The sequence below is a fragment of the Thalassospira sp. SM2505 genome (assembly GCF_054901115.1).
Window position 1 is genome coordinate 1,764,702 of sequence record NZ_CM142731.1, and the last position, 23,863, is coordinate 1,788,564.

24 protein-coding genes are annotated in these 23,863 nt (G+C 55.6%); 14 read left to right on the forward strand and 10 right to left on the reverse strand.

All coding sequences use genetic code 11. The features are described 5' to 3' along the window. Positions 1–173 precede the first annotated feature (173 nt). From ACTU44_RS07930 to ACTU44_RS07955, 6 genes are all read left to right on the forward strand, one after another. Complete coding sequence (locus ACTU44_RS07930) at positions 174–914, forward strand: TetR/AcrR family transcriptional regulator (protein WP_114099350.1); 741 nt, start codon at positions 174–176, stop codon at positions 912–914. 152 nt (positions 915–1,066) lie between these two features. Next, positions 1,067–1,990 (forward strand): sulfurtransferase, encoded by a 924-nt coding sequence (locus tag ACTU44_RS07935; protein ID WP_462097147.1) that lies wholly within the window; start codon positions 1,067–1,069, stop codon positions 1,988–1,990. 106 nt (positions 1,991–2,096) lie between these two features. Further along, a complete protein-coding gene (locus ACTU44_RS07940) occupies positions 2,097–3,308 on the forward strand; it encodes a YeeE/YedE family protein (RefSeq protein ID WP_462097148.1) in 1,212 nt (403 codons plus the stop codon). Continuing rightward, positions 3,305–3,919 (forward strand): hypothetical protein, encoded by a 615-nt coding sequence (locus ACTU44_RS07945; protein ID WP_462097149.1) that lies wholly within the window; start codon positions 3,305–3,307, stop codon positions 3,917–3,919. The genes ACTU44_RS07940 and ACTU44_RS07945 overlap by 4 nt, the downstream gene beginning before the upstream one ends. Before the next feature lie 325 nt (positions 3,920–4,244). Beyond that, positions 4,245–6,065 carry a DEAD/DEAH box helicase gene (locus ACTU44_RS07950; RefSeq protein ID WP_462097150.1) on the forward strand — a complete coding sequence of 607 codons (1,821 nt, stop codon included), beginning with the start codon at positions 4,245–4,247 and terminating at the stop codon, positions 6,063–6,065. A gap of 78 nt (positions 6,066–6,143) precedes the next feature. Further along, a complete protein-coding gene (locus ACTU44_RS07955) occupies positions 6,144–6,353 on the forward strand; it encodes a cold-shock protein (RefSeq protein ID WP_008892034.1) in 210 nt (69 codons plus the stop codon). 103 nt (positions 6,354–6,456) lie between these two features. Here ACTU44_RS07955 and ACTU44_RS07960 read toward each other — a convergent pair whose 3' ends face one another. Further along, the gene (locus ACTU44_RS07960) at positions 6,457–7,134 is read right to left on the reverse strand and encodes a FadR/GntR family transcriptional regulator (RefSeq protein WP_114099229.1); all 678 of its coding nucleotides are present in this window, start codon (positions 7,132–7,134) and stop codon (positions 6,457–6,459) included. 211 nt (positions 7,135–7,345) lie between these two features. On the opposite strand from ACTU44_RS07960, the gene ACTU44_RS07965 reads away from it, so the two are divergent. The 6 genes from ACTU44_RS07965 to ACTU44_RS07990 all read left to right on the forward strand — a co-directional run bounded on the left by ACTU44_RS07965 (position 7,346) and on the right by ACTU44_RS07990 (position 12,103). Next, positions 7,346–8,128: a transporter substrate-binding domain-containing protein gene (locus tag ACTU44_RS07965; RefSeq protein WP_114099230.1), complete on the forward strand. Its 783-nt coding sequence runs from the start codon at positions 7,346–7,348 to the stop codon at positions 8,126–8,128. Between the two features lie 51 nt (positions 8,129–8,179). Next, positions 8,180–8,851: an amino acid ABC transporter permease gene (locus tag ACTU44_RS07970; protein WP_114099231.1), complete on the forward strand. Its 672-nt coding sequence runs from the start codon at positions 8,180–8,182 to the stop codon at positions 8,849–8,851. After that, positions 8,844–9,497: an amino acid ABC transporter permease gene (locus tag ACTU44_RS07975; protein WP_114099232.1), complete on the forward strand. Its 654-nt coding sequence runs from the start codon at positions 8,844–8,846 to the stop codon at positions 9,495–9,497. The genes ACTU44_RS07970 and ACTU44_RS07975 overlap by 8 nt, the downstream gene beginning before the upstream one ends. Further along, positions 9,484–10,212: an amino acid ABC transporter ATP-binding protein gene (locus ACTU44_RS07980; protein WP_114099233.1), complete on the forward strand. Its 729-nt coding sequence runs from the start codon at positions 9,484–9,486 to the stop codon at positions 10,210–10,212. Before ACTU44_RS07975 ends, ACTU44_RS07980 begins: the two co-directional genes overlap by 14 nt. 71 nt (positions 10,213–10,283) lie before the next feature. Continuing rightward, positions 10,284–11,588, forward strand: a complete 1,305-nt coding sequence (locus ACTU44_RS07985; protein ID WP_462097151.1) for an MFS transporter — start codon at positions 10,284–10,286, stop codon at positions 11,586–11,588. 41 nt (positions 11,589–11,629) lie between these two features. After that, positions 11,630–12,103 carry a YaiI/YqxD family protein gene (locus tag ACTU44_RS07990; protein ID WP_336083573.1) on the forward strand — a complete coding sequence of 158 codons (474 nt, stop codon included), beginning with the start codon at positions 11,630–11,632 and terminating at the stop codon, positions 12,101–12,103. A 174-nt stretch (positions 12,104–12,277) separates the two neighbouring features. Here the strand turns inward: ACTU44_RS07990 and ACTU44_RS07995 are convergent, their stop codons facing one another. The 6 genes from ACTU44_RS07995 to ACTU44_RS08020 form a co-directional block, all read right to left on the reverse strand. Next, positions 12,278–13,735 (reverse strand): aldehyde dehydrogenase, encoded by a 1,458-nt coding sequence (locus tag ACTU44_RS07995; protein WP_114099235.1) that lies wholly within the window; start codon positions 13,733–13,735, stop codon positions 12,278–12,280. A gap of 52 nt (positions 13,736–13,787) precedes the next feature. Continuing rightward, on the reverse strand, positions 13,788–14,504 hold the full coding sequence (locus ACTU44_RS08000) for an ABC transporter ATP-binding protein (RefSeq protein ID WP_114099236.1): 717 nt from the start codon (positions 14,502–14,504) through the stop codon (positions 13,788–13,790). Next, entirely contained in the window at positions 14,497–15,231 is a 735-nt protein-coding gene (locus ACTU44_RS08005; RefSeq protein WP_114099237.1) for an ABC transporter ATP-binding protein, read from the reverse strand. The genes ACTU44_RS08000 and ACTU44_RS08005 overlap by 8 nt, the downstream gene beginning before the upstream one ends. Further along, positions 15,228–16,208, reverse strand: coding sequence for a branched-chain amino acid ABC transporter permease (locus ACTU44_RS08010; RefSeq protein WP_336083567.1), 981 nt, complete (start codon positions 16,206–16,208; stop codon positions 15,228–15,230). Before ACTU44_RS08010 ends, ACTU44_RS08005 begins: the two co-directional genes overlap by 4 nt. Next, positions 16,205–17,077 carry a branched-chain amino acid ABC transporter permease gene (locus ACTU44_RS08015; RefSeq protein WP_114099239.1) on the reverse strand — a complete coding sequence of 291 codons (873 nt, stop codon included), beginning with the start codon at positions 17,075–17,077 and terminating at the stop codon, positions 16,205–16,207. The genes ACTU44_RS08010 and ACTU44_RS08015 overlap by 4 nt, the downstream gene beginning before the upstream one ends. 109 nt (positions 17,078–17,186) lie before the next feature. Continuing rightward, positions 17,187–18,404 (reverse strand): amino acid ABC transporter substrate-binding protein, encoded by a 1,218-nt coding sequence (locus ACTU44_RS08020; protein WP_462097152.1) that lies wholly within the window; start codon positions 18,402–18,404, stop codon positions 17,187–17,189. 316 nt (positions 18,405–18,720) lie between these two features. Here ACTU44_RS08020 and ACTU44_RS08025 point away from each other — a divergent pair, with 316 nt between their 5' ends. Both ACTU44_RS08025 and ACTU44_RS08030 read left to right on the forward strand, forming a co-directional pair. After that, positions 18,721–19,695, forward strand: a complete 975-nt coding sequence (locus tag ACTU44_RS08025) for a helix-turn-helix domain-containing protein (RefSeq protein WP_114099241.1) — start codon at positions 18,721–18,723, stop codon at positions 19,693–19,695. A gap of 166 nt (positions 19,696–19,861) precedes the next feature. Then, a complete protein-coding gene (locus tag ACTU44_RS08030; RefSeq protein ID WP_462097153.1) occupies positions 19,862–20,704 on the forward strand; it encodes a DUF3750 domain-containing protein in 843 nt (280 codons plus the stop codon). A 12-nt stretch (positions 20,705–20,716) separates the two neighbouring features. Here the strand turns inward: ACTU44_RS08030 and ACTU44_RS08035 are convergent, their stop codons facing one another. From ACTU44_RS08035 to zigA, 3 genes are all read right to left on the reverse strand, one after another. Continuing rightward, positions 20,717–21,232, reverse strand: a complete 516-nt coding sequence (locus tag ACTU44_RS08035) for a TspO/MBR family protein (RefSeq protein ID WP_114099243.1) — start codon at positions 21,230–21,232, stop codon at positions 20,717–20,719. 21 nt (positions 21,233–21,253) lie between these two features. Beyond that, positions 21,254–22,405: an alpha/beta hydrolase gene (locus tag ACTU44_RS08040; RefSeq protein WP_462097154.1), complete on the reverse strand. Its 1,152-nt coding sequence runs from the start codon at positions 22,403–22,405 to the stop codon at positions 21,254–21,256. 218 nt (positions 22,406–22,623) lie between these two features. Then, positions 22,624–23,835: a zinc metallochaperone GTPase ZigA gene (gene zigA, locus ACTU44_RS08045; RefSeq protein WP_462097155.1), complete on the reverse strand. Its 1,212-nt coding sequence runs from the start codon at positions 23,833–23,835 to the stop codon at positions 22,624–22,626. Positions 23,836–23,863 lie beyond the last annotated feature (28 nt).

The window sequence follows — 23,863 nt, forward strand, 5'->3', positions numbered from 1 at the left end:
TTCGGGCATTTCCAACAATAGAGTATGCTTTGCATTGAATTGCAAGGGGCTGCGTCATCGATATGATCACACAAAGCATTCAATATACTGGCAATATACAGGCAGTCAGGTTGACCTTGGCCGGAAAAGAGAGGAACCTGAAACATAACAGCATTTCACATCAGATCGGCGCAATGTCCAAAGAACCTTTCAGTATCTCTGCTGCCCTTTCGCGGATCACCCGCCCGGATGATCATTATGATGAGGGCACGCTTGAAGTCGATGAAAGCATGGAGCTTGAAGAGCTGGCAAACGGCGCGCTTGTGCCCAAGCGGGTCCGCGATCCCGATCTGACGCGACAGAAGCTTCTGGATGCCGCCTTTGGCGAGGTTCGCCGGGCCGGATTTGGCGGCGCATCGATTGCCAATATCCTTGATGTCAGTGGCTGTACCAAGGGCGCGCTTTATCATCATTTCGCGGGAAAGGCCAAGCTGGTCAATGCCGTGATCGAGGAATGCCTGCCCGGTTATGTCGACGCGGTCTGGCTTGCCGAACTTGAAGATGTCGACGATATCCTGCCCGTCATGATGGCACAGGTTGACCGGCTGGGCCGCGAAGATGCCCCCGAACTGCTTGAAGGTGGCTGTCCGCTTGCGCGGCTGGCATCAGGGGCGGGGGAGCTTGATGAAGGGCTGCGCAAACGCATTGACGGGGTTTACCGGTACTGGCGGCGCGGCCTGGCATCCCATCTTGGCAAGGCGCAATTTAACAAGACGGTCCGCACCGATGTCGAGCCCTCGGCGGTGGCGGAATTCATGATCGCATCCCTGCACGGGTTCCTGACGCGTCCGCCTGCCTTGCGCAATCGCGAAACCCAGGATGCCTTTGCCCGCGAATTTGCCCGTTATCTGAATAATTTGCGGCCGGTTGCCTAGGGCGCGTAGTGGTTGTTCACATTGGTAAATATTTTGAGATATCCTCATTAAACAAATTAATTGTGTTGTAAAAGAATTATTGACATTTTTCTGGGGGTGATTACATCTGTTTCACAGTTATTCGAATATAGTGAATTATGGAGACAGGCCCCATGCGCTCTCTTATCGTTTCTGCTGTTGCGGTTGTGGCATTTGCCTTTGCCGGCAGCGCAGCCCAGGCTGAACGCCTGACGGAAAAGCCCCTGGTTGATGCCAACTGGGTTGAGGCAAATCTTGATAACCCGTCACTGGTTGTTGTCGATATCCGTTCGCTGACCAAAGAAGGCAGCCCCTATGATGCCGGTCATATTCCGGGGTCGGTCTATGCGCCTTATGGCAAGTTCGGCTGGCGTGCAAAGGTCGACAATGTTGTCGGCATGTTGCCGCCGCTTGATGTGATCTCAAACCGTATCGGATCGCTTGGCATCGACAATGACAAACAGGTTGTTGTGGTCCCGGCCGGTGAGAACAGCTCGGATTTCGGTGCGGCGACCCGTGTCTACTGGACATTCAAGGTTCTGGGGCATGACGCCGTGACCATTCTTGATGGTGGCCAGCGTGCATGGCTTGCCGCAGGCAAGGCTGTTTCGACCGATGCGGTTGCACCGGCAACTGTGGCCTTTAATGCCAATTTCCGCCCGGAACTTCTGGCGACCGCCGATGATGTGGCGAAGGCGCGCGATAATGGTGTTGCCCTGATCGATGCCCGCCCGGTATCACAGTATAAAGGTGAAACCAAAAGCGGTGTGGTTGCCCGTGCCGGTGCGGTTCCCGGTGCCAAGAATATCGCGCAGTCGGAATTCTATAGCGATCAGGACGGTGCCTTTGTCGCGTCTGACGTGATTGAAGAGCTGGTTGCTGATGCCGGTGTCGCCAAGGATGCCAAGGAAATCACCTATTGCAATACCGGTCACTGGGCATCGGTCGCGTGGTTTGGCCTGTCCGAAGTGATGGGCAACAAAAACACTGCGATGTATGATGGTTCCATGACCGAATGGGCCGCTGATCCGAGCCGCGAGATGGTCATTCCGCAGTAAGCCCGGACGTCTATCGGCCTTTCAGGCAAAATCATTCGGACGGAACCGGGGTGATCCCGGTTCCGTTCGTGTTTGAAGATTTCATTTAACGTTACTGAGCGTCACCATGTCAGAAACGACACTTAAAGTTCGCCCGGATGCTTCGGGTTTTGACTTTGACAAGGGGCCGGCCGCGATTACGGCGGTCTTGTTTGTCATTGTCGGCATCGCAATTGCGCAGGCCGTGGATCTGCATCAGGCCGTTCTTTATGGCCTTGGCGGATTGCTGGGCATTTCCCTTTATCATGCATCATTCGGTTTCACCGGTGGCTGGCGGCGTTTCTCGGTCGAGAAGCGTGGACGCGCCATGCGCGCGCAGCTTTTGATGATCGCGGTCGCGGCGGCGGCCTTTATTCCGATGCTCGCCCTTGGCAGTCCGCTGGGCAATCCGATTGTCGGGGCGGTGGCGCCGGTCGGGACATCGGTTCTGGTGGGGGCCTTTTTGTTTGGCCTTGGCATGCAGCTTGGCGGCGGATGCGGGTCCGGCACGCTGTTTACAGTGGGCGGCGGCAGTACGCGCATGTTGCTGACCCTTGTGTTCTTCATCATCGGGGCGGTGATCGGTACGGCGCATTTGCCGATGTGGCTTGAATTGCCAGCCCTGCCGCCGATGAGCTTGGGACGTGAATTTGGTGTTGGCGGCGGACTTGCCGTGACCTTTGGTGGTCTGGCATTGGTTGCGCTGATTACGGTGATTGTTGAAAAGCGTGCGCATGGATCACTTGAAGCAACGCCCAAGGCGCCGCGTGCCGGTTTGGCGCGCCTGTTCCATGGCCCCTGGCCGCTGGTCTGGACCGGTTTGCTGTTGGCAGGTCTTAACATCGCGACACTTCTGATCGCCGGTCATCCATGGTCGATTACGTTCGGTTTTGGTCTTTGGGGCGCGAAAATCGCCCAGGGCATCGGCATTCCGGTCGAGACCTGGGAATTCTGGAACTGGGCCGGTCCGGCCAAGGCGCTTGGCAATTCGGTTCTTGAAGACAATACGTCGGTGATGAATTTCGGCATCGTGATTGGTGCGGCCTTTGCTGCTGCCCTTGCCGGTAAATTCGCGCCCAAGGTTTCCGTGCCGATGGCATCGCTTGTGGCGGCGGCAATCGGCGGGATTTTGATGGGCTATGGCGCGCGTCTGGCCTTTGGCTGCAATATCGGTGCGTTCTTTAGCGGCATCGCATCGGGCAGCGTGCATGGCTGGCTGTGGTTTGTGCTGGCCTTCGCAGGCAGCTGGATCGGTATCGCCCTGCGTCCGGCCTTTGGAATGGATGGGTTCCGGAAATGAGCGAGAAAAACACATTTCTGTTTGGTGCGGTATTCCTAGCTGCGACCGGTGGTGTCGCGCTTGATCACTACAGCCATACCGCCAATATCCCGGCAATCTCCAACCCGGAAATCTCTAACCCCGCACCGGCAAGGCTTCCGGCAGCAGGCGCAAATCCGTGCGCAGCCAATCCTTGTTCTGCGAACCCGTGTGGCGCCAATCCATGCGGCGCGGGTTACAACCCCTGTGCGGCGGGATATAATCCCTGTGCTGCCAACCCGTGTGCGGCCTATAACCCGTGCGGGGCGGCAAATCCCTGTGCGGCGCGTCTCAATCCGCGCAATCTCGGGAATCCTTGTGCGGCCGCCAATCCCTGCGCTGCGTACAACCCGTGCAGTCCATGTAGTCCGTGCAGTGCTGGCAATCCATGCGGGGCAGGGGCACTGAACCCTTGCTCGGCAAATCCCTGTGCGGCCTATAATCCTTGTGGTGCTGCCAATCCGTGTGCGGCTTATAACCCGTGCGCCGCATCGCCTTGTGCGCCAGCACCGGCTGCTAATCCATGTGCCGCTTCAAACCCTTGTGCGGCCTATAATCCGTGCGGGGCAGCGAACCCTTGTTCGGCATATTAATCAGCGTGTGCTGGCTTTTTTATGGTTGAGTTTTACAGGCCCGGCGCGCAAATCTGCCGGGCCTGTTTGCGTAAAACGCGGGGCTGTAACAAATATGGCGTTTGACAAGCTGGTAAAACTCTGCGCATGGTGTCGCAGATATTTGATCGCTCCAGAAGCGTAGAGGGGATGAAAGTCCCCCACTGTTGAGTGATTGACCTAAGAACGCATTGAAGTGTCCAGCTACGCGGGTACTTCCAGAACTGCAAGGCGCAGACCTGATTACTAAATTTCACCGGGCATTGTCCCAGCTGTCTGCAGCCTCCAATTTACGAGTTACCCTTATTTGACCCAGTTTTCCGAACTCGGCTTGGCCGAGCCGGTCCTTCGCGCATTAGCGCAAGAAGGCTATGACGCGCCGACCCCTATTCAGGCGCAGTCCATTCCGTCCCTACTTCAAGGTAAGGACCTGCTTGGTATCGCTCAGACTGGTACCGGCAAGACGGCAGCTTTCGCGTTGCCGATTCTTGATCGTCTTTCCAAAACCGAAGGTCGTACACCCAAAGGTGCTTGCCGTGTGCTCGTGCTGGCCCCGACGCGCGAACTTGCTGCGCAGATCGGTGACAGTTTCCGTGCCTATGGCCGTTTCCTCAATGTCCGCGTTGCCGTGGTCGTTGGTGGTGTTGCGCATGGCCCGCAGATCAAGGCCATTACGCCCGGCGTAGAAGTGCTTGTGGCGACGCCTGGTCGTTTGCTTGACCATGTCGATAGCGGCAAGCTCAGCCTGAAACATGTTGATGTTGTCGTGCTTGATGAAGCCGACCATATGCTTGATCTTGGCTTCTTGCCGCCGATCAAGCGCATCATCAAGATGTTGCCGCGTGAGCGTCAGAACCTGTTTTTCTCGGCCACCATGCCGACCCAGATCGGTCAGCTTGCCGGTGATATGCTTTCAGATCCGGTCAAGGTTTCCGTGACCCCGGTTGCGACCACGCAGGAACGCGTTGAGCAGTCTGTTTATCTGATCGAGCGTACCCGCAAGCGTCAGCTTCTGGCAGAGCTTCTTGATAATCCGGCTTTCAAGCGTACCCTGGTCTTTACCCGCACCAAGCGCGGGGCTGATCGTGTGGCGCGTCATCTTGAAGCCAACAAAATCAGTGCTGCAGCCATTCATGGCAATAAAAGCCAGAACCAGCGTGAACGTGCCCTGAATGCTTTCAAGGACGGTCAGATTGGTGTGCTTGTCGCAACCGATATCGCCGCACGCGGTATTGATGTTGATGGCGTGACCCATGTCGTGAACTTCGAACTCCCGAACGTGCCGGAAAGCTATGTTCACCGTATCGGCCGTACGGCCCGTGGTGGTGCAAGCGGAACCGCAATTGCGTTCTGTGATGCCGAAGAGCGCGGTTTGCTGCGCGATATCGAAAAAACCACGCGTCAGTCGATCCCTGTGATTGATCGCCGTGATGCCAAGGCTGCTGCCGAGATGGAAGCAGAATCCGAAGAGGCGCGCGAAAGCAACCGTGGCCGTCGTGGTAACGGAGGCAATGGTGGCGGTCAGTCGCGTGGAAACGGTGGTCGCGGTGCGTCAGGCGGCAACGGTCGTGGTGGTCGCCCCGCCAATGGTCGTGGCGGTCGCAATGATCGTGAGGGCGCGCGCGCAGCAGCGCCGCGTCGTGATCGTGACGATGCCCAGAAATCTGCCCAGCGTCGTGATGCTGAAGGCAACAGAAATACCAATGCCGGTCCGACCGGGGGTGCTGAAAAGGCCCCGGTAAATCCGGCACTGGAAAAATCCAAAAGCCGTTACAAGGGCGGGCTCAAGTCCAAACCTGCAAACGGTCGTGGCAACAGCGCAGAAAATGCAGCTGGCCAGAATGACGGTCGCAAGCGTCCGGTCAAACGTGTGGATTCCAATGGGAACCGTCGTGACCGTGCGCAGGGTGACAATTCAATTTCTTCCGGTCTGTCCTTTATGGGCAGCACCGAGGAACGCCGCGCGAATGGCAACGGGGGCAATGGCGCCCGGAACGCCAGACCGCAAGGCAAGCGCGGCGGTGAAAACCGCAACCGCAATCAACGTGGCCCACAGTCTGGCGGGCAGCCGGGCGGTGCAGGTCGCGCCAACTCTTCTGGAAAACAGTTGCGGCGTGAACGCGCCTGATTGTTTTCCGAACTCTTATAGGCGCACCCACGCGGGGTGTGTCGTAACGCCAATCAATACTCGATAGGAGATTTAAAGATGGCAACTGGTACCGTTAAATGGTTCAACGCAACTAAAGGTTTTGGTTTCATTCAGCCGGACGAAGGCGGAAATGACGTATTCCTGCACATCAGCGCTGTTGAACGCGCTGGCATGGGTCACCCGCAGGAAGGCGACAAAATCAACTACGAACTGCGCACCGATTCCCGTTCGGGTCGCGTTTCGGCTGATGATCTGACCGCTGCCTAATTCGGCTTGCCATTCCTTGTGATTGGCACCGTATTAACGAAGCCCCCATCTGCGCAAGCAGGTGGGGGTTTTGTTTTGGCCAGATGGCAGAATGTCCGGCAATTTACGGGCGCAAAAAGGCGATCTTGGCGCGGGTCGCGGCACTTAGAACATGGAAATGCATGGCGTCGCGCGCGCCTGACGGGTTGTGTTCGCGCACATAGCGCAAAACCTGTTCATGTTCGGCAAGCGGGGCGGCAATGGCCTTGGCATTGGCAAAGGGCAGCATCTGGTTTTCATGGATGATCTGGGCTGCCGGGTGCATGGCCCTGGCGAACATCGGATTGCCTGACGCCACAAGCAGGATTTCATGAAATTCCGTATCGGCAGTGGCCGCAGCAATCAGGTCATCCGCCGAAAGGGCAGTGCGCATATCGGCAATGCTGGCCTCAAGCGCGTTCAGGTGGTCCTTGCTGCGCATCTGGGCGGCAAGGCCCGCGACATAGGGTTCGATCGCCAGTCGGAACTGATAGACCTGCCCGGCCTGACGGTTGCGGTCCTGTCCCATCGGAGGCTGGTTCTGGCGGTCGGTGATGTATACGCCCTTGCCAGCATGAATATGGATCATGCCCAGCGCTTCGAGGGTTGCAAGGGCTTCGCGCAGGCTGGTGCGGCTGATGCCGAGCTCGGATGCAAGGCTGCGCTGGGCCGGGAGCGAGTCACCGGCTTTTAGACCTTTGTTTTTAATCAGATTTCGAATGTCTCGCGCCGCGCGTTCCGGGGCTGTTTCGCTGCGTGCCATGAATTTCCCTGTCTCTGGTCAGACCAGTTTAACTGATTCTTATATTCAAAAAGTGCGGATTCTTAGCGGTTTGTCGTTGTTCCTCGGCTGAGGTTACGCTGAGGAAAAAAATATTCATAGACAAAAGTTCAAAAAATGTGCAGCGTCAAATTCAGGTTAAAAATCGTGCATTAAAAATTCAGAAAACTCTCAGACAGACGGGTAGAGGCTCATGAAACAATTCTTCAAAACGGCGATTGCGGCCGTCGCTATGCTTGCCGCACCGCTTGGTGCAGCATCGGCTGGTGCGCTTGATACCATTGCCGAGGCAGGTGTTCTCAAGGTTGCTGTTCCGCAGGACTTCCCGCCATTTGGTTCGGTCGGCACCGATATGCAGCCAAAGGGTTATGACATCGATATGGCGGCCCTGATTGCCGAGGAGCTTGGTGTGAAGCTCGAACTGGTTCCGGTGACCTCTGCCAACCGTATTCCGTATCTGACCACCGGCAAGGTTGATCTTGTGATTTCAAGTCTGGGCAAAAACCCGGACCGTGAAAAGGTGATTGATTTCAGTGCGCCTTATGCCCCGTTCTATAACGGCGTTTTTGGCCCGGCAGATTTCTCGGTCGAGAAGGCTGCGGATCTTGCGGGAATGTCGGTTGGTGTGACCCGTGGTGCGATTGAAGATCTTGAACTGACCAAGATTGCGCCGGCAGATGTCGATATCAAACGCTATGAAGACAATAACGGCACGATTTCCGCGTTTCTGTCCGGTCAGGTTGACCTGATTGCGACCGGTAACGTCACGGCAGCTGCGATCATTGAACGCAACCCGCCGCGCAAGCCGGAGCCGAAATTCCTGATCAAGAATTCGCCATGCTATGTCGGCCTGAACAAGGAAGAACCGGAATTCATGGCCAAGGTCAACGAGATCATTGCTGCGTCCATGACCGATGGCCGTCTGAATGCGATTGCCGAAAAGTGGCTTGGCATTCCGCTTCCGGAAAAGCTCTGAGCTTCCGGTTCGGAATTCGGTTGGCTAACCTGACGGGATCGTTGCAGATCAATGGCTTATAAATTCGACTTCGGCGCCATCGTGCCGCATTGGGAACTTCTGGTGGACGGGGTCATCCTGACCACGGAACTGACTGTGATCGGGGCGGTGATCGGGGTTGGACTGGGGATCATGGGGGCGTGGGCGCGTGCGTCGCGCGCCCCGGTGATCAGCCAGATTGTCGGCATCTATGTCGAGCTGATCCGTAACACGCCGTTTCTGGTGCAGCTGTTTTTCATCTTTTTCGGGCTTCCGGCCCTTGGCGTGAAGCTTTCAGAATTCCAGGCCGCGGTATTGGCGATGATCGTCAATCTTGGGGCCTATTCGACTGAAATCGTCCGGGCGGGTATTCTGGCCATTCCGCAAGGGCAGATTGAAGCCGCCCAAAGTCTTGCGATGAACCGGGTGCAGATTTTCCGCTATGTCGTGTTGTTACCGGCACTCAAGAAAATCTGGCCAGCCCTTTCGAGTCAGATCGTGATTGTGATGCTGGGATCGTCGGTCTGTTCACAGATTGCCGCCGAGGAGCTGACATTTGGCGCGAACTATATCCAGGCGATCAATTTCCGGGCCTTTGAAGTCTATTTCGTGGTGACGGGGTTGTATCTTGTGATGTCGATTCTGCTTCGGATGGGGTTGAAGGTTTTGGGCAACTTCCTGTTTGAACGGCGGCGTCATGTCTGAATTTACCCTGTGGGATATTGTTTATAACCTGCTGCTTGCGGCGCGCTGGACGGTGTTGCTGTCGCTGACCGCATTCGTTCTGGGCGGGCTTGTTGGCTTGCTGCTTTTGATGGTTCGGACGGCGGGCAATCCGTGGGTGGTGCGACTGGTGCGCGCTTATGTCGAGCTGTTTCAGGGCACCCCGCTTTTGATGCAGCTTTTTATCGTGTTTTTTGGCTTGCCGCTGATCGGGCTTGATGTATCGCCCTGGGTTGCTGCGACACTCGGATTAACGCTGTTTACCAGTGCGTTTCTGACCGAAATCTGGCGCGGATGCGTTGAATCGGTTGGCAAGGGCCAGTGGGAAGCATCCGCCAGCCTTGGCATGAATTTCACCCAGCAGATGCGCTATATCGTGTTGCCACAGGCCTTGCGCATTGCCATTCCGCCAACGGTCGGTTTCTCGGTACAGGTCGTCAAAGGGACGGCTGTGGCGTCGATTATCGGGTTTGTCGAACTGACCAAGGCCGGGACCATGATCACCAATGCGACCTATGCGCCGTTCACGGTCTATGGCTGTGTCGCGGTGATGTATTTCCTGATTTGTTATCCGCTTTCGCTGTTTGCCCGTCATCTGGAAGGAAAGTTCCGCAATGTCGCTCGTTGAATTGCATGCCATCCATAAAAGCTTTGGCGCGCTTGAAGTCCTTAAGGGCATTGATCTTGCGATTGACGAGGGGCAGGTCATCGCCCTGATTGGCAAAAGCGGATCGGGAAAGAGCACGCTTTTGCGCACGATCAACGGGCTTGAGGTAATTGATGACGGCGTCATCATGGTAGATGGCAAGAAGATCAGTGAACGCGACACAGACCTTCTGGCGCTTCGGCTTCAGGTCGGCATGGTGTTTCAGCAGTTCAATCTGTTCCCGCATTACACCGCCCTTGAAAATGTGATGTTGTCCCCGCAGGTCGTCAAAAAGCAGTCAAAGGCCGAGGCCAGGGCCATTGCCGAGGAAATGCTGACCAAGGTCGGGCTTGCCGACAAGATGATGCATTACCCCGATCAGCTTTCCGGCGGGCAGCAACAGCGCGTGGCGATTGCGCGTGCGCTTGCCATGAAGCCCAAGGTTCTTTTGTGTGACGAGGTGACATCGGCCCTTGATCCGGAACTGGTCAATGAAGTGTTGGCGGTTGTGCGCCAATTGGCCGAAGAAGGTATGACCCTTGTCATGGTGACCCATGAGATGCGGTTCGCACGGGAAGTTTGTGACAAGCTGGTCTTTATGCATCAGGGACGCATTCATGAAACCGGCGATCCCGAAGAAGTCTTTTCCAATCCCAAAACACCCGAACTTTCAAGCTTTGTCGGCGGGCTGGCCTGATCAGGGAAATTGCGTTCCTGTGATGGTTTTGTGACATCTTTGGCGCAATGCGCAGAAAGATTTCGCTATTTTTGGTTGAATCGCTAGAACGGTCCTTTGATATCGCCACCGATGACAAGGACGTGACTGTGATGCGCGACGGGATCGCAAACCCAGAAGACAATGGAGACAAGCCGGTGATGAGCGCAATGCTTGCCCGGCTGGATCGTTATCCTTTTCTGGTGTTGGGATTGTTGCTGATCGGGGCGTTTTCCACCAGCTGTGTCGCCCCGCTGACCGGGCTTTATGTGGTTGAGGGGCTTGGCGAGCCGCCCTGGAAAACCAGCCTTGTCGCCATTGTTCAGGTCTGTGTGACCCTGTTGACCAATCGGGCCTATGGGCGGGCGATTGATCGCGGTGTGCCGGTCAGGTTTCTGGTGATGCCCAGCATCATCTGTTTTGCCATCGGGATGGTGATGCTGGGCACGTTTCAGGTTTACTGGGTGTATCTGGCGATTGTGTCGGTGTTGCTTGGCATCGGGGCTGGTGTGTTGTCGGTAATGTATTCGTTTGGTCGGCTGTTTGCCGAACAGACCGGGCGCAATATCGCAAAGTTTAACGGTCTTTTGCGGATCCAGACGTCGCTGGGCTGGATGGTCGGGCCTGCTGTGTCGCTGACGGTTTTCGGGGCTTATGGCTTTACGGTGACCTATTACGCGATTGCCGTAATCGCGGTGATCTGGTTTGCGATCTGTCTTTTGGTGGTGCCGGCAAGTTTCAAGACGCATCATCCCGGAAGCCGTGATCCCAATGTCAAAATACCGTTCAATCCGGGGCTTTTGATCGCCTGTATTCCGGTGTTTTTCATTGGTGCTGCCAATGTTGTCTTTATCTCGGCCATGCCCCTTTATTTCTCGACCGAGCTTGATTTGTCGCCATCCGCAGCCGGGTTTGAATTCACCGTGAAATGCCTTGTTGAGGTGGTGGTGATTTACTTCTGTGCGTCGCTGATCCGCAAGGTGGGGGAGCGCAGGGGAATGCAGATTTCTGCAGTGCTGGGAGTTGTCTTTTTTGCTGCGATCTACAATGCGACCAGTCTGGCCGACGTGCTGGTTCTGGCCGCACTTGACGGGCTTTATTACGGGATATTTGCCGGGATCAGCATGACATTTGTTCAGAACTTCGCCCCGGAACAGCCCGGCGTTGCCACCAGCTACTATATGAGTTCGCTGTTTGTCGGCGGGCTGGTCGGCAATCTGATGACCGGGTTTGTTGCCAGTGCCTTTGATTTTCAGACGACAACGCTTTTTGCCTGTGGCTTTGCCGCGATCGGGTGTCTGGTTCTGTCGGTGATGAGAGATGCCAGCCATTCCGAAAAGGCAAAGGCAGCATCATGAAGATGGCTTGACTTTCATCGCGTCCCGGCGATGATCGCGCCATGTCAGAACAAAGCCAAAATACACGCCCGCGTTTGTTTGTGGATGCCGATGCCTGTCCGGTAAAGGCGGAGTGCGAACGTGTGGCTGAACGTCACCGGATCGAGATGATCCTGGTGTCAAACGGTGGCATACGCCCGTCGCGCAATCCGTTGATCAAAATCGTGATTGTCCCGCCCGAGCCCGATGCTGCTGATGACTGGATCGCCGAAAATGCACGCGCGCGCGATGTGATCGTCACCAATGATATTCCGTTGGCGTCACGCGGGCTTGAGATCGGGGCGCGGGTTCTTAAGGCCAATGGTCAGGAATTCACCGAAGCCAATATCGGCAATGCACTGGCCGGGCGCGAAATAGCCGCCCATATGCGTGAAGTCACCGGCGAGCAGGGGCGTAATGCCTCCTTTACCCAGAAAGACCGGTCGAAATTTTCAAGCGCGCTTGAAGTTCTGGTGCAGGCCGTGCTGCGCGGCTGAGCTGCTGCCATATTCCACCATCATCCCGAAATAAAAGCAGGCCGCCGAACATGTGTCCGGCGGCCTGCACACAGGTCCTGATTTGTCAGGGAACGCACGACAAATCAGGCTTCCCCCCTGCGTAACTCGAAATCAACCGGGCAGCTTGCGACCCGGTTGATCGTGCCTGGCGGCTTAGAACGGGTAGTGACGTTTGCCGCTCTGGATGGTGATCCAGCGCATTTCGGTGAATTCGTCGATCGACGCCTGGGAACCGAAACGGCCATAACCCGATGATTTCACACCGCCAAACGGCATCTGTGCTTCGTCCTGAACGGTCGGGCTGTTGATGTGGCAGATGCCGCTTTCGATGCGCTTGGCGACTTCCATCGCACGCGGGATGTTGGTCGAGAAGACCGCAGACGACAGGCCATATTCGCTGTCATTGGCGATGCGAACGGCTTCGTCTTCGTTACCTGCACGAATGACGACACAGATCGGGCCAAAGCTTTCCTCGGAATAGATCTTCATCGCCGGGGTAACATGGTCAAGAAGGGTTGCGTCCATCAGAACGCCGTCCTTGGCCTTGCCTGTCCCCGCAACCAGTTTTGCACCCTTGGAAACGGCGTCTTCGACCAGTTCCTCGATGCGGTTGATTGCTTCAACGCTTACAACGCCACCAAGAATGTGCTCGGCCTTGGCCGGGTCACCTGCGGTCAGCGTTTTGGCCTTGGCGGCCAGTTTGGCAACGAATTCATCGGCAACGGCATTGTCAACGATCAGACGTTCGGTCGACATGCAAATCTGGCCCTGGTTCATATAGGCACCAAAGGCCGCACCATTGACGGCTTCTTCAAGGTCGGCATCGTCAAGAACGAGGAACGGAGCCTTGCCACCCAGTTCCAGAAGAACCGGTTTAAGATGCTCTGCACCCAGTTTCGCAATGATGCGACCAACGCGGGTTGAGCCGGTGAAGTTGATGCGACGAACTGCCGGGTGGGCAATCAGGGCTTCAACGATTTCCGGAGCATCTTCGGGCGCGTTGGTGACAACGTTGACGACACCTTCGGGGGCACCTGCCTCGACAAGGCATTCCCCGATCAGGCGATGGAGGGCCGGGCAAAGTTCGGACGCCTTGAGAACGACGGTGTTGCCACATGCAAGCGGCATGGCAATCGCGCGCGTGCCCAGAATGACCGGTGCGTTCCACGGTGCAATGCCCAGAACAACCCCAACCGGCTGACGGACACCCATCGCCATCAGGCCCGGATGATCAGACGGAATGATGTCGCCGGTGATCTGGGTGGTCATGGCACCGGCTTCGCGGAGCATGTTGGCGGCGAGATGGGCGTTAAAACCACCCCACATGCGCGTGCTTCCGGTTTCATCAAGAACAAGCTGACCGAACTGGTCACCCTTGGATTCCATGATGTCGGCAGCCTTCAGCAGGATCTTGCGGCGTGCGCCCGGGCCCATCTTGGACCATTCCGGGAAAGCGGCAGCGGCGGCATCGGCAGCCTTGCGAGCATCGGCGGCGTTGGCGGCAGCGGCAATGGTTGCAGTTTCGCCGGTGACAGGGTTTTTGCGCTCAAACGTGCGGTTGTTCGAGGCGCTTACATCCTGGTTTCCGATCAAAAGTTTTGCATTATTCATGGCGTTTCTCCTGACTTTCTCAATATCTGCTGTGAGGTGGCGAAAGACTGCTTTACGCAGCCCCAAGGCCGAGAAATGCTTTTTGCACAGCAGGGTCGGACTGCAGAGCCCGGGCGGTGTCCTGCCCGGTGATGGCTCCATTTTCAATCAGATATCCCCGATCTGATATGGCGAGGGACTGGTGCGCATTCTGTTCGACCAGAAGAACACCAACCCCGGTTGTACGAATGGCGGCAAGCGCCTTGAACAAATCTCCGGTCATAATGGGGGAAAGACCAAGGGATGGCTCATCAAGTAACAAGATATCGGGGTTCGACATCAGCGCACGGCCAATGGCGACCATTTGCTGTTCGCCGCCGCTCATGGTGCGGGCGGCCTGACCCAGACGTTCGGCCAGTTTGGGGAACAGGCCGATCACCCGATCAAGGTTTTGCTTTTCCGATGCACGGGCGCGCTTGGCAAAGGCACCCAGTTCAAGATTTTCTCGTACCGTGAGTTCACCGAAAATACCGCGACCTTCGGGGACGAGTGCCAATCCGGCCTCGACGATTTTATGGGCGGAAAGATCGGTAAGTTCGGCACCGGAAAGATTGATGCTGGTATCGTCATGGGCGGTAACCAGGCCAGCGCAGGCCTTGAGCAGGCTGCTTTTACCCGCGCCATTGGCACCGAGCATCACAACAATCTCGCCGCGATCAACGGTCAGCGATACGTCGCGCAGGGCTGCGTGCTTGCCATAGGATACAGACAGGTTTTTGATATCAAGCATGGCTGTCTCCGAGATAGGCGCGAATGACTTCAGGATCGGAAAGGACTTCGTCAGGCGTGCCATCAGCAATCTTGGTTCCGGCATTCATGACGACGCACCGGTCACACAGACTGCGAATGGCATCCATCACATGTTCAACCATGATGATGGTAAGCCCTTCGTCCTTGAGTTGTCGAACAAGGGCAATGCCATCCTGAAGTTCGGACGGGTTCAGGCCCGCAAGCCATTCATCAAGCAAAAGCAGCTTGGGCTGAAGGGCAAGGGCGCGCCCGAGTTCCAGACGTTTCTGATCGATATAGGTCAGATCACCCGCAGGCGTATGAGCCTGTTTGGCAAGACCGATCCGGTCAAGAAGTTCGAGTGCAGCCGCATGGGCAGCATCGCCCCAAAGCGGCTTGGTACGATAGGCAAGACCCGCTTCGATGTTTTCGATGCAATCAAGATCAGGCAGGACGCGCACGAGCTGGAAGGTGCGTGCAATGCCAGAATGGCTGATCTTGTGTGCGGGCAGGTTCGTGATGTCCTTGCCACTGATCACGACCTTGCCTTCATTGGCCTGAAGCGCGCCAGAGATCAGGTTCATCACCGTGGTCTTGCCCGATCCGTTCGGGCCGAGCAGGCCAACAATTTCACCCGCATGGACATCAAACTGCATCTGGTTGACGGCAATCAGTCCGCCAAAGGCCTTGTGCAGCCCGGAAATCGACAGAAGAACTTCTGTGGTCATGCTGTTTTCTCCTCTGACTTCTGGGTGGTTTCGGGGCTGGATGAAAGAGTGCGCTTTTTGGGCGCACGGTATTTTTCATACAGACCAACCACACCACCGGGCAGAAGATAGACAATCACCATGAACACGCAGCCAAGCAGGATGCTGAAATGGTTCGGGAAGCTTGCGGTCAGGACTTCAAACAAAAGGGTCAGTGGAATGACGCCCAGAAGCGGACCCAGCAAGCGACGCGGACCGCCCAGAAGTGCCATGATGACAACCTGGAAAGACAGCATCGGGTTAAAGGCAATCACCGGATCAATATAGGTCCAGCGCGGTGCGATGATTGCGCCGGTCAGTGTCATGAATAGGGCAGACAGAACAAACAGGGCCACTTTGACGCGGGTAACGTCAATGCCGCAATGTTTGGCGACGGTTTCGTCTTCGCCAATGATGCGCAGTGCAAAGCCAAGGCGCGACCGGCCCAGAACAAAACCGGTCAGAAGCAAGACGGCAAACAGCGCAAGCAACTGCCAGTAAATGTCATTCTGGGTGATATCAAGGAAGACATAACGGCCCATTTCGCGGGTAACGTTGACTTCGTACCAGCTGACCACCTGACGGACCAGTTCGGTCAGGCCAAAGGTGAAGATCACGAAATAGACACCCGCCAGCCGCAAGGTCGAAAAACCAACCAGAAGGGCAACAACCGTTCCGGCAAGACCGGCACAGACAAGCACCAGCGGGAAAGCCATGATTTCGCCAAGTACGGCCACTGTATAGGCGCCGATGCCAAAGAATACGACAGTGGCAAGCGAGATATAGCGCGTCGGGCCAGAAAACATCGACCATGCGGTCGCAAGCACGGCAAAGCTGACAACACTGATGGCCAGAGACATATAATAGCTGTCGGCGAAGCTTGGCAGGAAGGCCAGAGCGGCAAAGATCACGGCACCGATGGCAACCGGTTTGATGAAATCGGGTTTCAGGATGCTCATGATGTGGCCCTCCCGAACAGGCCGGACGGTTTGACCAGCAAGACCAGCAGGAAGATCACATAGGTTACCGCAATGGTCAGGCCCGGATCGATATAGGTTGCAACCAGACTTTCAGCGACGCCAAGGATCAGGCCCGCAACCAGCGCGCCGAGAAGGTTGCCCACCCCGCCCATGATCACGACGATCAGGGCCTTCATCGTAAAGACAACCCCCATCGAGGTCGAAAAGGTCAGGAACATGCTGACCAGAACACCACCGACGGCTGCAACAGCACCGCCAAGAGCAAAGGCAAAGCAGGATGCAAAATTGACATCAATGGCAACAAGGCGGGCCGATGTCGGATCAACAGCGACGGCACGCAGCGCCGTACCAATACGCGTACGGGTGAGGATCAGATAGAAGCCAAGGCCAATGACAACCGCAAAGCCAAGGGCAACAAGACGGTTGGCCGCGATGACGGCACCAAAGACGTCAACGGCATTATTCATAAAGTCATAGCTGTAATAATTGCCGCCAAACCAGACAAGGAGCACACCTTGAACGATGAACAGCAGGCCGAATGTTGCCAGAATGCTGTCAACTTCAAGCATTCCGCGGTTTTTGGCGCGGGCGACCAGCGGGGTCAGCAAAATGCGATAAATGGCCCAGTTCAGCACAAAGCTCAGCGGGATAATGATCAAAAGACCAAGGATCGGGTTAATCCCGAAAGAGGTCATGAAAACAAAGGCAATAAAGGACGCGACAATGACCAGCTCGCCATAGGCGAGGTTCATGATGCGCGATACACCGTATTGCAGGGTCAGACCCATGGCGACGAGAGCATACATGCCGCCAAGAGTAATCCCGGAAAAGATTGCGTAGCTTAACATTCACTTTTTCCCAGAAAGGGCGTTTCTTCCCAAAGGGCAAGGATAGGGTGCCGGGGATTCTGTGCCGTTGTGCGTGCACGGAACCCCCGGTCGTCCTTACAGGTCGCGATCAGTTCGCGGCCTTCCATGCGGGTTTCGGGAAGACAAGTTCATGTGCGCCTTCCATGCTGGTCGGGGCGACACCGACAAATTTGCCGTCCTGCCACTGACCGACCTGCCAGAAATTCTGGTCGCCGGGCTTGTAGGTGCCAAGGATGGTATCAAAGCCGCCTTTGGCGAGTTCGGCGCTCACAGCTTCGCGGTCGGTGGAACCGGCGCGCTCGATTGCCTGATGCAGGGACTGAAGCGATGCCCAGTTGACGATGGACGCCCAACGGTCCGGTTCGCGACCGGCAAACGCAATGTGGCGTTTGATGTAATCGGCGATTTTCGGATCATTCTCGCTCGCGCCACCGAGGCTTACGACGCCTTCGGCATCGGCGCCAAAGCGATTTTTATAAAGCGGGAAGGCAGTACCAACGCCGGCATAGAAGACCTTGGGATTAAAACCGAGAACGCGGGATTGTTCGGTCAGGCCAAGGGTACCCGGCGGGTAGGAGAAAGCCACAAAGGTGTCGGCACCAAGGGATTTGATGTCATTGACGATGGTTGCAAGATCCTGGGAACCCAGCGGATAGGTCTTGTCATAGACCAGATCGAAATCGCGATCTTCAAGGGCTGCACGGCCCGCTTTGGAAAGTTCGATGCCAAAGCCGTCAGCAACGGCGATCATTGCGACCTTGTCATTGATCTTGCCTGCGTCTTTCAGGCCTTTGAGGAACTCGGCCATTTCAACAGCATATTGTTCACCCGTGCCCAGCAGCCAGTATGAATTTTTCCAGCGTTTTGCCAGTTGCGGTGCCTTGTCGGTGACTGCGGTACCTGCCAGATGAGCGTAGCCCGCGCGATCAAGGATCGGCGCAACGGCAAGGTTGATACCCGTGCCCCACGGCGAAAGAATGAAATCAACCTTGTCCTGGTTGATCAGGCGTTCAACCGCCCGAACAGCTTCTTCGGAGCTGGAGCGATCATCATACTCAACGACTTCGATCGGCAGTTGTTTGTCGCCAACCTTCAGGCCACCGGCATCGTTGACTTCCTTGACCCACATTTCGTAGTTGGGAATGGTGCTTGTGGCAGCACCCGGTGCGCCCGGGCCGGTTTTTGAAACCGCGTAACCAATGCGGTAGGTTTCCTGTGCGTTTGCACCAAACAGCGTCGCGGAGCTCATCAGTGCGGTGGTTGCCGCAGCAATGGTCGCGAAGCGCAGTTTTGCTGAAATTTCCATGCTTTTCCTCCTGATCTCTATGCAGAGACGGTTTTCCCGTTTGCGCGTTATTTCAGGAGTTTAGGCAAAGAGATTCTATTATTTACTTTGGGTTTCAAAGTAAATCTCCGGCGTATCCTCCCGCCCATTAGTTCGCAAATGCAAAATAACGGGAACGCATTTTTTATCTGTATTGTTATTTTTGCGGTTCCATTGACCGTCACTCTAGTAAGCGATGGAATTGTTCCAATGTAAAGATGACGAAATTGACATTTCAAGACGAAAAATTGTACTTTTATACATATAACGATTTGGAATAGATGGAGCATAAAAAGGCATGCCTGCGCATTCCACACGCTATATCCCGGTTTCAAGTCCGGCCCGGTTAACAGATAATCCGTTTGAAGATCTGTTGCCGGTAACCGCCCAGGCGATGATTGACCGGTTTGACCATCCATTATCCTCGCAGAGCTGGGCGATGAACGATCCGGGGCGGCGCGACCGGTGCTATGCGGTGCTTATGCTTTCGGGGCATGCGCAAATAGGATTGCGGCAGGGGGTAATTGAGTGCAAGGCACCGGCACTTGTGTGGTTGCCACTTGGTGAAACGCAACGTTTTACGGTTACGGCGGGCAGCGAAGGATATCTGTTGTCTGTTGCCGACGACCTTGTCGCGCGTCATTGCGGCGATGGGGGTATGGCTGGTGGCAGTCCGGCGAGTGGTGGGCTGCCGCTCAGACTTGCGGCTGATACAGTACATAATGTCAGCCCGTCAGAAGGTAGCGAGAACCTGTCGCTTTTAACCCGAAGCTTTGAAGCGATCCGGGCCGAGCTTATGCAAAATGCCCTTGGTGCCAGTCTTGTTGTCGGTGCGCATTTGCAGATTATTCTGACGATGGTATTGCGACTGGCCGAGAGCGTCATGGAGCAGCGCGACAAACATCGACCGGGCTCTATCACGTTTCAGCGGTTTTTGCAGATACTGGAGCTGCATTTTCGCGAACACTGGAATGTTGCCGATTACGCAACGGCTCTTGGGGTGAGCGAGCGTCGCCTTGGATCTGCGGTATTGCGGGCGACGGGCAAGCCGCCCCTGACCGTGATCCATGAACGTGTTCTTCGCGAAGCCTGTATGCGACTGGAACAAAGTCCGCTTGGGGTCGCGCAGATTGCCTATGGTCTGGGGTTCCGTGATCCGGCCTATTTCAGCCGGTTTTTCAAACGCTATATGGGTGAGGCACCGGGTGGATACCGGCGGCTGCGCCGCGCAGCCGAGCGCGTCCGCGATGATACCTTTGCCGCATGGCCATAGGTGAAATTGCAGGAAATCTCGGAAAATGGCAGGAAATGTCGCGAAAATGTATCAGCGTCTCACAGCTTGTTGATTGTGACGCTGTGTTGCATTGCCTTTTTTTGATCTTACTTCTCCGCTTTGATCGTAATGTTACTGCAACGCAAAATCAGAACGGATTGAAAACTTGGGTAAAGGCAAAACTCTGTTTCTTGGACTTATGGCGGTTCTTGTCCTGCCATTTGGCATCAGTCTTGCGGAAGATCCGCCAAGTCAGAAGAAAAAAGACAGCTATACCTGGCGCACAGCGCCGCGCCATTCATCCGGGGTTGCTCCGGATGCTGCGGCACACGCCAATCAGGCGATTGTCATGGTGATGGCCGCCGACACGTTTGGCTGGCGGGGGTATTTTGCCGTTCATCCGTGGATCATCTACAAGCGTGCCGGTGAAACCAGCTATACCCGCTATGACGTGGTTGGCTGGGGCGGTGGCAGTGTGGTGCGCAAGAATTACGCGATCCCTGACGGGTTATGGTTCGGTTCCAAACCAGATATCCTTGCCGACAAGCGAGGCGAAGTTGCAGAAGCCCTGATTGATCAGGTTGAGGCCGCGGTGGCGAGTTATCCGTACCCGCGTGAATATCGCAGCTATCCCGGCCCGAACAGCAATACCTTTATCGCCCATATCGGTCGCGAAGTGCCGGGGCTTCAACTTGATATGCCTGCCAATGCGATTGGCAAGGATTACCGGGCACTCACCAATCCGGTCGGCATGTCGCCCACCGGGCAGGGAGTCCAGGCAAATCTTTTGGGGGTTCTCGGGTTCTCTGTGGGGCTTGAAGAAGGGATCGAGCTTAATCTTCTGGGGCTTAATTTCGGGATCGACTTCAATCGCCCGGCCCTGCGTTTGCCATCCATCGGGCGGCTTGGCATGGATGATGTCGATCAGGACGTTGCGAATGTGAATGACGTTAATGACGGTTCGACGACCGAAACGGGAATGGATGTCCGCGCAGAGCCAAGCGGCTAGTGTTTCTTCGTTCTAGCTGTTCAAGTGCCAGATCGCACCGTTAAGCAAGGTTGCAAAGCCCACCCACAGCGCATAGGGCACAAGAAGCATCCCGGCAAGTCGGTCAATTTTCATGAACATCGCGCAATTGATGATGATCAGGACCAGCAGGATCACAATATCGATCAGGCCCAAAAATGGTGCCTGTGCGCCGAAAAACAGGAACGACCATGCAAGATTAAGGGTGAGCTGCGTGGCATACAGGGTGAAAGGCACCTTGGCATTGGCAATGCCGCGTTTGAGCCAGACCCGCCAGCCGCTCAGGGCGATCAGGAAATAGATAACCGTCCAGACCGGACCAAACAGCCAGTTTGGTGGATTGAATGCAGGTTTCTGCAAGGTCGCGTACCAGTCATTGACACTGGTTGCGGTTACCGCCCCGCCAAATGCCGATATGATCAGGCACAACACCATGAAGGCAATCAGCGCAAAAACGCGGGTGCGATGATTGGGACGCGGGTTCATCGTTTCCTGTTCGCTGCTGGTCATGGTGCTGACTGGTCCTTTGGCTTAGTTGGTGACATCGTCGATTGTGCCGATCAACGCGTCGAAATAGGGATTCCAGGTCAGGCGGCCATGATATTTGCCGGGCTCTGTATAACCCCAACTGCTGCGCCAGATCGTTGACAGGTCTTCGGGCAGGGCGATGTTTTCCTGACCATTTTCAACAAAGATAAAACTGCCCTTCACACCATAATACGGATTGCTTGGCGCAAACAGCACGCTCAGATGCGAAAATGTACTGATCTGCTGATCGGGCAACTTGCTGTTAAGGGTTTCAACCCTTTTGTCACGGGTCGGTGCAGGCATGTCATCATACCAGACAAAACGCGATTTGGGATGGGTGAAGCGTTCCTCAAATGTACGAAGTGTCTCGATCGGGGCCAGCACACTGTCATCGGCACTCATCGCCAGAACCACCGGACGATCGAACGGCTTTGCAGCCAGATGTTCCTGCGCATCCAGAACGCTTCGGTAATAAAGCTCTGATGCCCTAGATGAAAGCGACTGGTAATTGATGGCATTGACTTCAGAGTCAACGTCAATCCAGTCCCAAAGATACTTGATGACAGGGGTCAGGAAAAGGAAGCCGTTATCGGGATAAATGCCCGGTGAAAACAGCAACAAACCGGCAATTTCGGAATGTTCTGCGGCATAACTGGTCACAAGATTGCCGCCGGTGGAAAACCCGCCAAGCCAGACTTCATCGACCTGGCCTTCGAGCAGGGCAACCTGATGGGCAACGGCCTCTGTCCAGTCCGCATAGTCCGGAATACCCAGATCTGCCGGACGGGTTCCGTGGCCGGGTAACAGCATGGAGCGCGCCAGCCATCCGTTCTTTGCCATCCGGGTGGCAATGTCGTGGAAGTACCATGGGCTTGCCCCCAAACCATGCACAAACAGAACGCCGCGCTTTGGTGTTCTGTCGTCCGGTGACGTCGGGCCTTTTTCAAACGGAATGTTGCGCGCCAGTTCGGTGTCACGGTCCTGCGTGATAAAGACGCGATGTTCGGCGACCCAGTCACGGGTTTGGGTAACATATTCCTCGAAACTGTCCTGTTTGTAGGGCGGGATATCGGGGGATTGCTGATAAAGCTCGTTATCGGGGGGAAAGGCACAGGATGCGATGGCGGCTGCCGGAATTACGACAGCAAGGAGCATGCGTGTCTTCCGGGTGATCCGGTGCAGGCAATCTTTCAATATGGGCGAACCGGCTTTGTGTCGACGCATACCATCCCCGTTGCGTTGTTGGTCGTCCTGCAGTGGCGACATTATCTTCGCGCAAATGGTTGAAAAATCTAGGCCGAATTTGGTCCAGACGGATCACTTCTTTGGGCTTGTTTTGATTGATCGGGTCAAAAGCCTTTGACAGACGGGGTTCAGTTCCGCGACCAGCGCGGGAACGGATCGGGCAGGTTGGCATAGTGTGCCGCATCAAAGGATGATGTCAGGGCATCGTCGTTATCATCGACAAGGCATTCCGACAGACGTTGGCGCAGGGCGGCTTCGTTCATGTTCTGACCGATAAAGACGATTTCCTGACGACGGTCGGCAAAGACCGGATCCCATTTTGAAAAGACAAGATCGCGCCATGCCGGATTGTCCGGCCATTGATCACGTGGCACCGCGCACCACCATGTGCCAAGGGCTTCGGTCTTGACCGCGGCTCCGGCCTGACTGATTTCACCGACCCAGTCAGGGCGGGTCGCCAGCCAGAAATGACCCTTGGCCCGCAGGACGCCGGGCCATTCGCTGTTGATAAAGGCGTGAAAACGTTCAGGGTGAAAGGGCAGAGAGGTGCGGAAGGTAAAGCTTTTGATCCCGTATTCCTCGGTCTCCGGGATGTGGTCGGCAAAACCATAGAGTTCCTTGGCCCACAGCGGATGGTTTTGCGCCCGTTCGAAGTCAAAACGTCCGGTATTCAGGATGCGTTCGGGGGTGACGATGCTTTGTGTGGTCTCGATGATTTCGGCATCGGCATTCAGTGCCTTGATGATCCCCAGCACGGATTTGCGTTCTTCGTCATTGATAAGATCAAGCTTGTTCAAAACGATGACATCGGAAAATTCGATCTGATCAACCAAAAGATCGACGATGGACCGGTCATCACCGTCACCAAGGCTTTCGCCGCGATCCGACAGCAGTTCGGTAGAGCTGTAATCGGCGATCATGCGCGCGCCATCGACCACCGTGACCATGGTATCAAGTTTGGCAATGTCGCCAAGCGACTGACCATTTTCATCGCGGAAGTCAAAGGTGGCAGCAACCGGAAGGGGTTCGGAAATGCCAGTTGATTCGATCAGCAAATAGTCAAAACGCCCCTGTTCGGCGAGACGGCGGACTTCGGCCAGCAAGTCATCGCGCAATGTGCAGCAAATGCAGCCATTGGTCATTTCGACCAGCTTTTCATCGGTCTGGGAAAGCTCGGACCCGCCGTTGCGGATCAGGTCGGCATCAATATTAACCTCGGACATATCATTGACGATGACTGCAACCCGCAAGCCACGGCGGTTATTAAGAACATGATTGAGGAGGGTGGTTTTGCCCGCGCCAAGAAAGCCGGACAGAACAGTTACGGGAAGGCGTTTCATCAGGGGACCTATAAATGTTATGTTATAA

Bases quoted from the DNA above. Each gene is read 5' to 3' on its own strand.
- ACTU44_RS08035 (WP_114099243.1), bottom strand. From the start codon at position 21,232: ATGACCAGCAGCGAACAGGAAACGATGAACCCGCGTCCCAATCATCGC.
- ACTU44_RS08000 (WP_114099236.1), bottom strand. From the start codon at position 14,504: ATGCTTGATATCAAAAACCTGTCTGTATCCTATGGCAAGCACGCAGCC.
- ACTU44_RS08005 (WP_114099237.1), bottom strand. From the start codon at position 15,231: ATGACCACAGAAGTTCTTCTGTCGATTTCCGGGCTGCACAAGGCCTTT.
- zigA (WP_462097155.1), bottom strand. From the start codon at position 23,835: ATGAAACGCCTTCCCGTAACTGTTCTGTCCGGCTTTCTTGGCGCGGGC.
- ACTU44_RS07970 (WP_114099231.1), top strand. From the start codon at position 8,180: ATGGCTTATAAATTCGACTTCGGCGCCATCGTGCCGCATTGGGAACTT.
- ACTU44_RS08040 (WP_462097154.1), bottom strand. From the start codon at position 22,405: ATGCTCCTTGCTGTCGTAATTCCGGCAGCCGCCATCGCATCCTGTGCC.
- ACTU44_RS08015 (WP_114099239.1), bottom strand. From the start codon at position 17,077: ATGTTAAGCTACGCAATCTTTTCCGGGATTACTCTTGGCGGCATGTAT.
- ACTU44_RS07930 (WP_114099350.1), top strand. From the start codon at position 174: ATGTCCAAAGAACCTTTCAGTATCTCTGCTGCCCTTTCGCGGATCACC.
- ACTU44_RS07980 (WP_114099233.1), top strand. From the start codon at position 9,484: ATGTCGCTCGTTGAATTGCATGCCATCCATAAAAGCTTTGGCGCGCTT.
- ACTU44_RS08010 (WP_336083567.1), bottom strand. From the start codon at position 16,208: ATGAGCATCCTGAAACCCGATTTCATCAAACCGGTTGCCATCGGTGCC.
- ACTU44_RS07955 (WP_008892034.1), top strand. From the start codon at position 6,144: ATGGCAACTGGTACCGTTAAATGGTTCAACGCAACTAAAGGTTTTGGT.
- ACTU44_RS07975 (WP_114099232.1), top strand. From the start codon at position 8,844: ATGTCTGAATTTACCCTGTGGGATATTGTTTATAACCTGCTGCTTGCG.
- ACTU44_RS07995 (WP_114099235.1), bottom strand. From the start codon at position 13,735: ATGAATAATGCAAAACTTTTGATCGGAAACCAGGATGTAAGCGCCTCG.
- ACTU44_RS07935 (WP_462097147.1), top strand. From the start codon at position 1,067: ATGCGCTCTCTTATCGTTTCTGCTGTTGCGGTTGTGGCATTTGCCTTT.
- ACTU44_RS07960 (WP_114099229.1), bottom strand. From the start codon at position 7,134: ATGGCACGCAGCGAAACAGCCCCGGAACGCGCGGCGCGAGACATTCGA.
- ACTU44_RS07990 (WP_336083573.1), top strand. From the start codon at position 11,630: ATGTCAGAACAAAGCCAAAATACACGCCCGCGTTTGTTTGTGGATGCC.
- ACTU44_RS08020 (WP_462097152.1), bottom strand. From the start codon at position 18,404: ATGGAAATTTCAGCAAAACTGCGCTTCGCGACCATTGCTGCGGCAACC.
- ACTU44_RS07940 (WP_462097148.1), top strand. From the start codon at position 2,097: ATGTCAGAAACGACACTTAAAGTTCGCCCGGATGCTTCGGGTTTTGAC.
- ACTU44_RS07945 (WP_462097149.1), top strand. From the start codon at position 3,305: ATGAGCGAGAAAAACACATTTCTGTTTGGTGCGGTATTCCTAGCTGCG.
- ACTU44_RS08025 (WP_114099241.1), top strand. From the start codon at position 18,721: ATGCCTGCGCATTCCACACGCTATATCCCGGTTTCAAGTCCGGCCCGG.
- ACTU44_RS07965 (WP_114099230.1), top strand. From the start codon at position 7,346: ATGAAACAATTCTTCAAAACGGCGATTGCGGCCGTCGCTATGCTTGCC.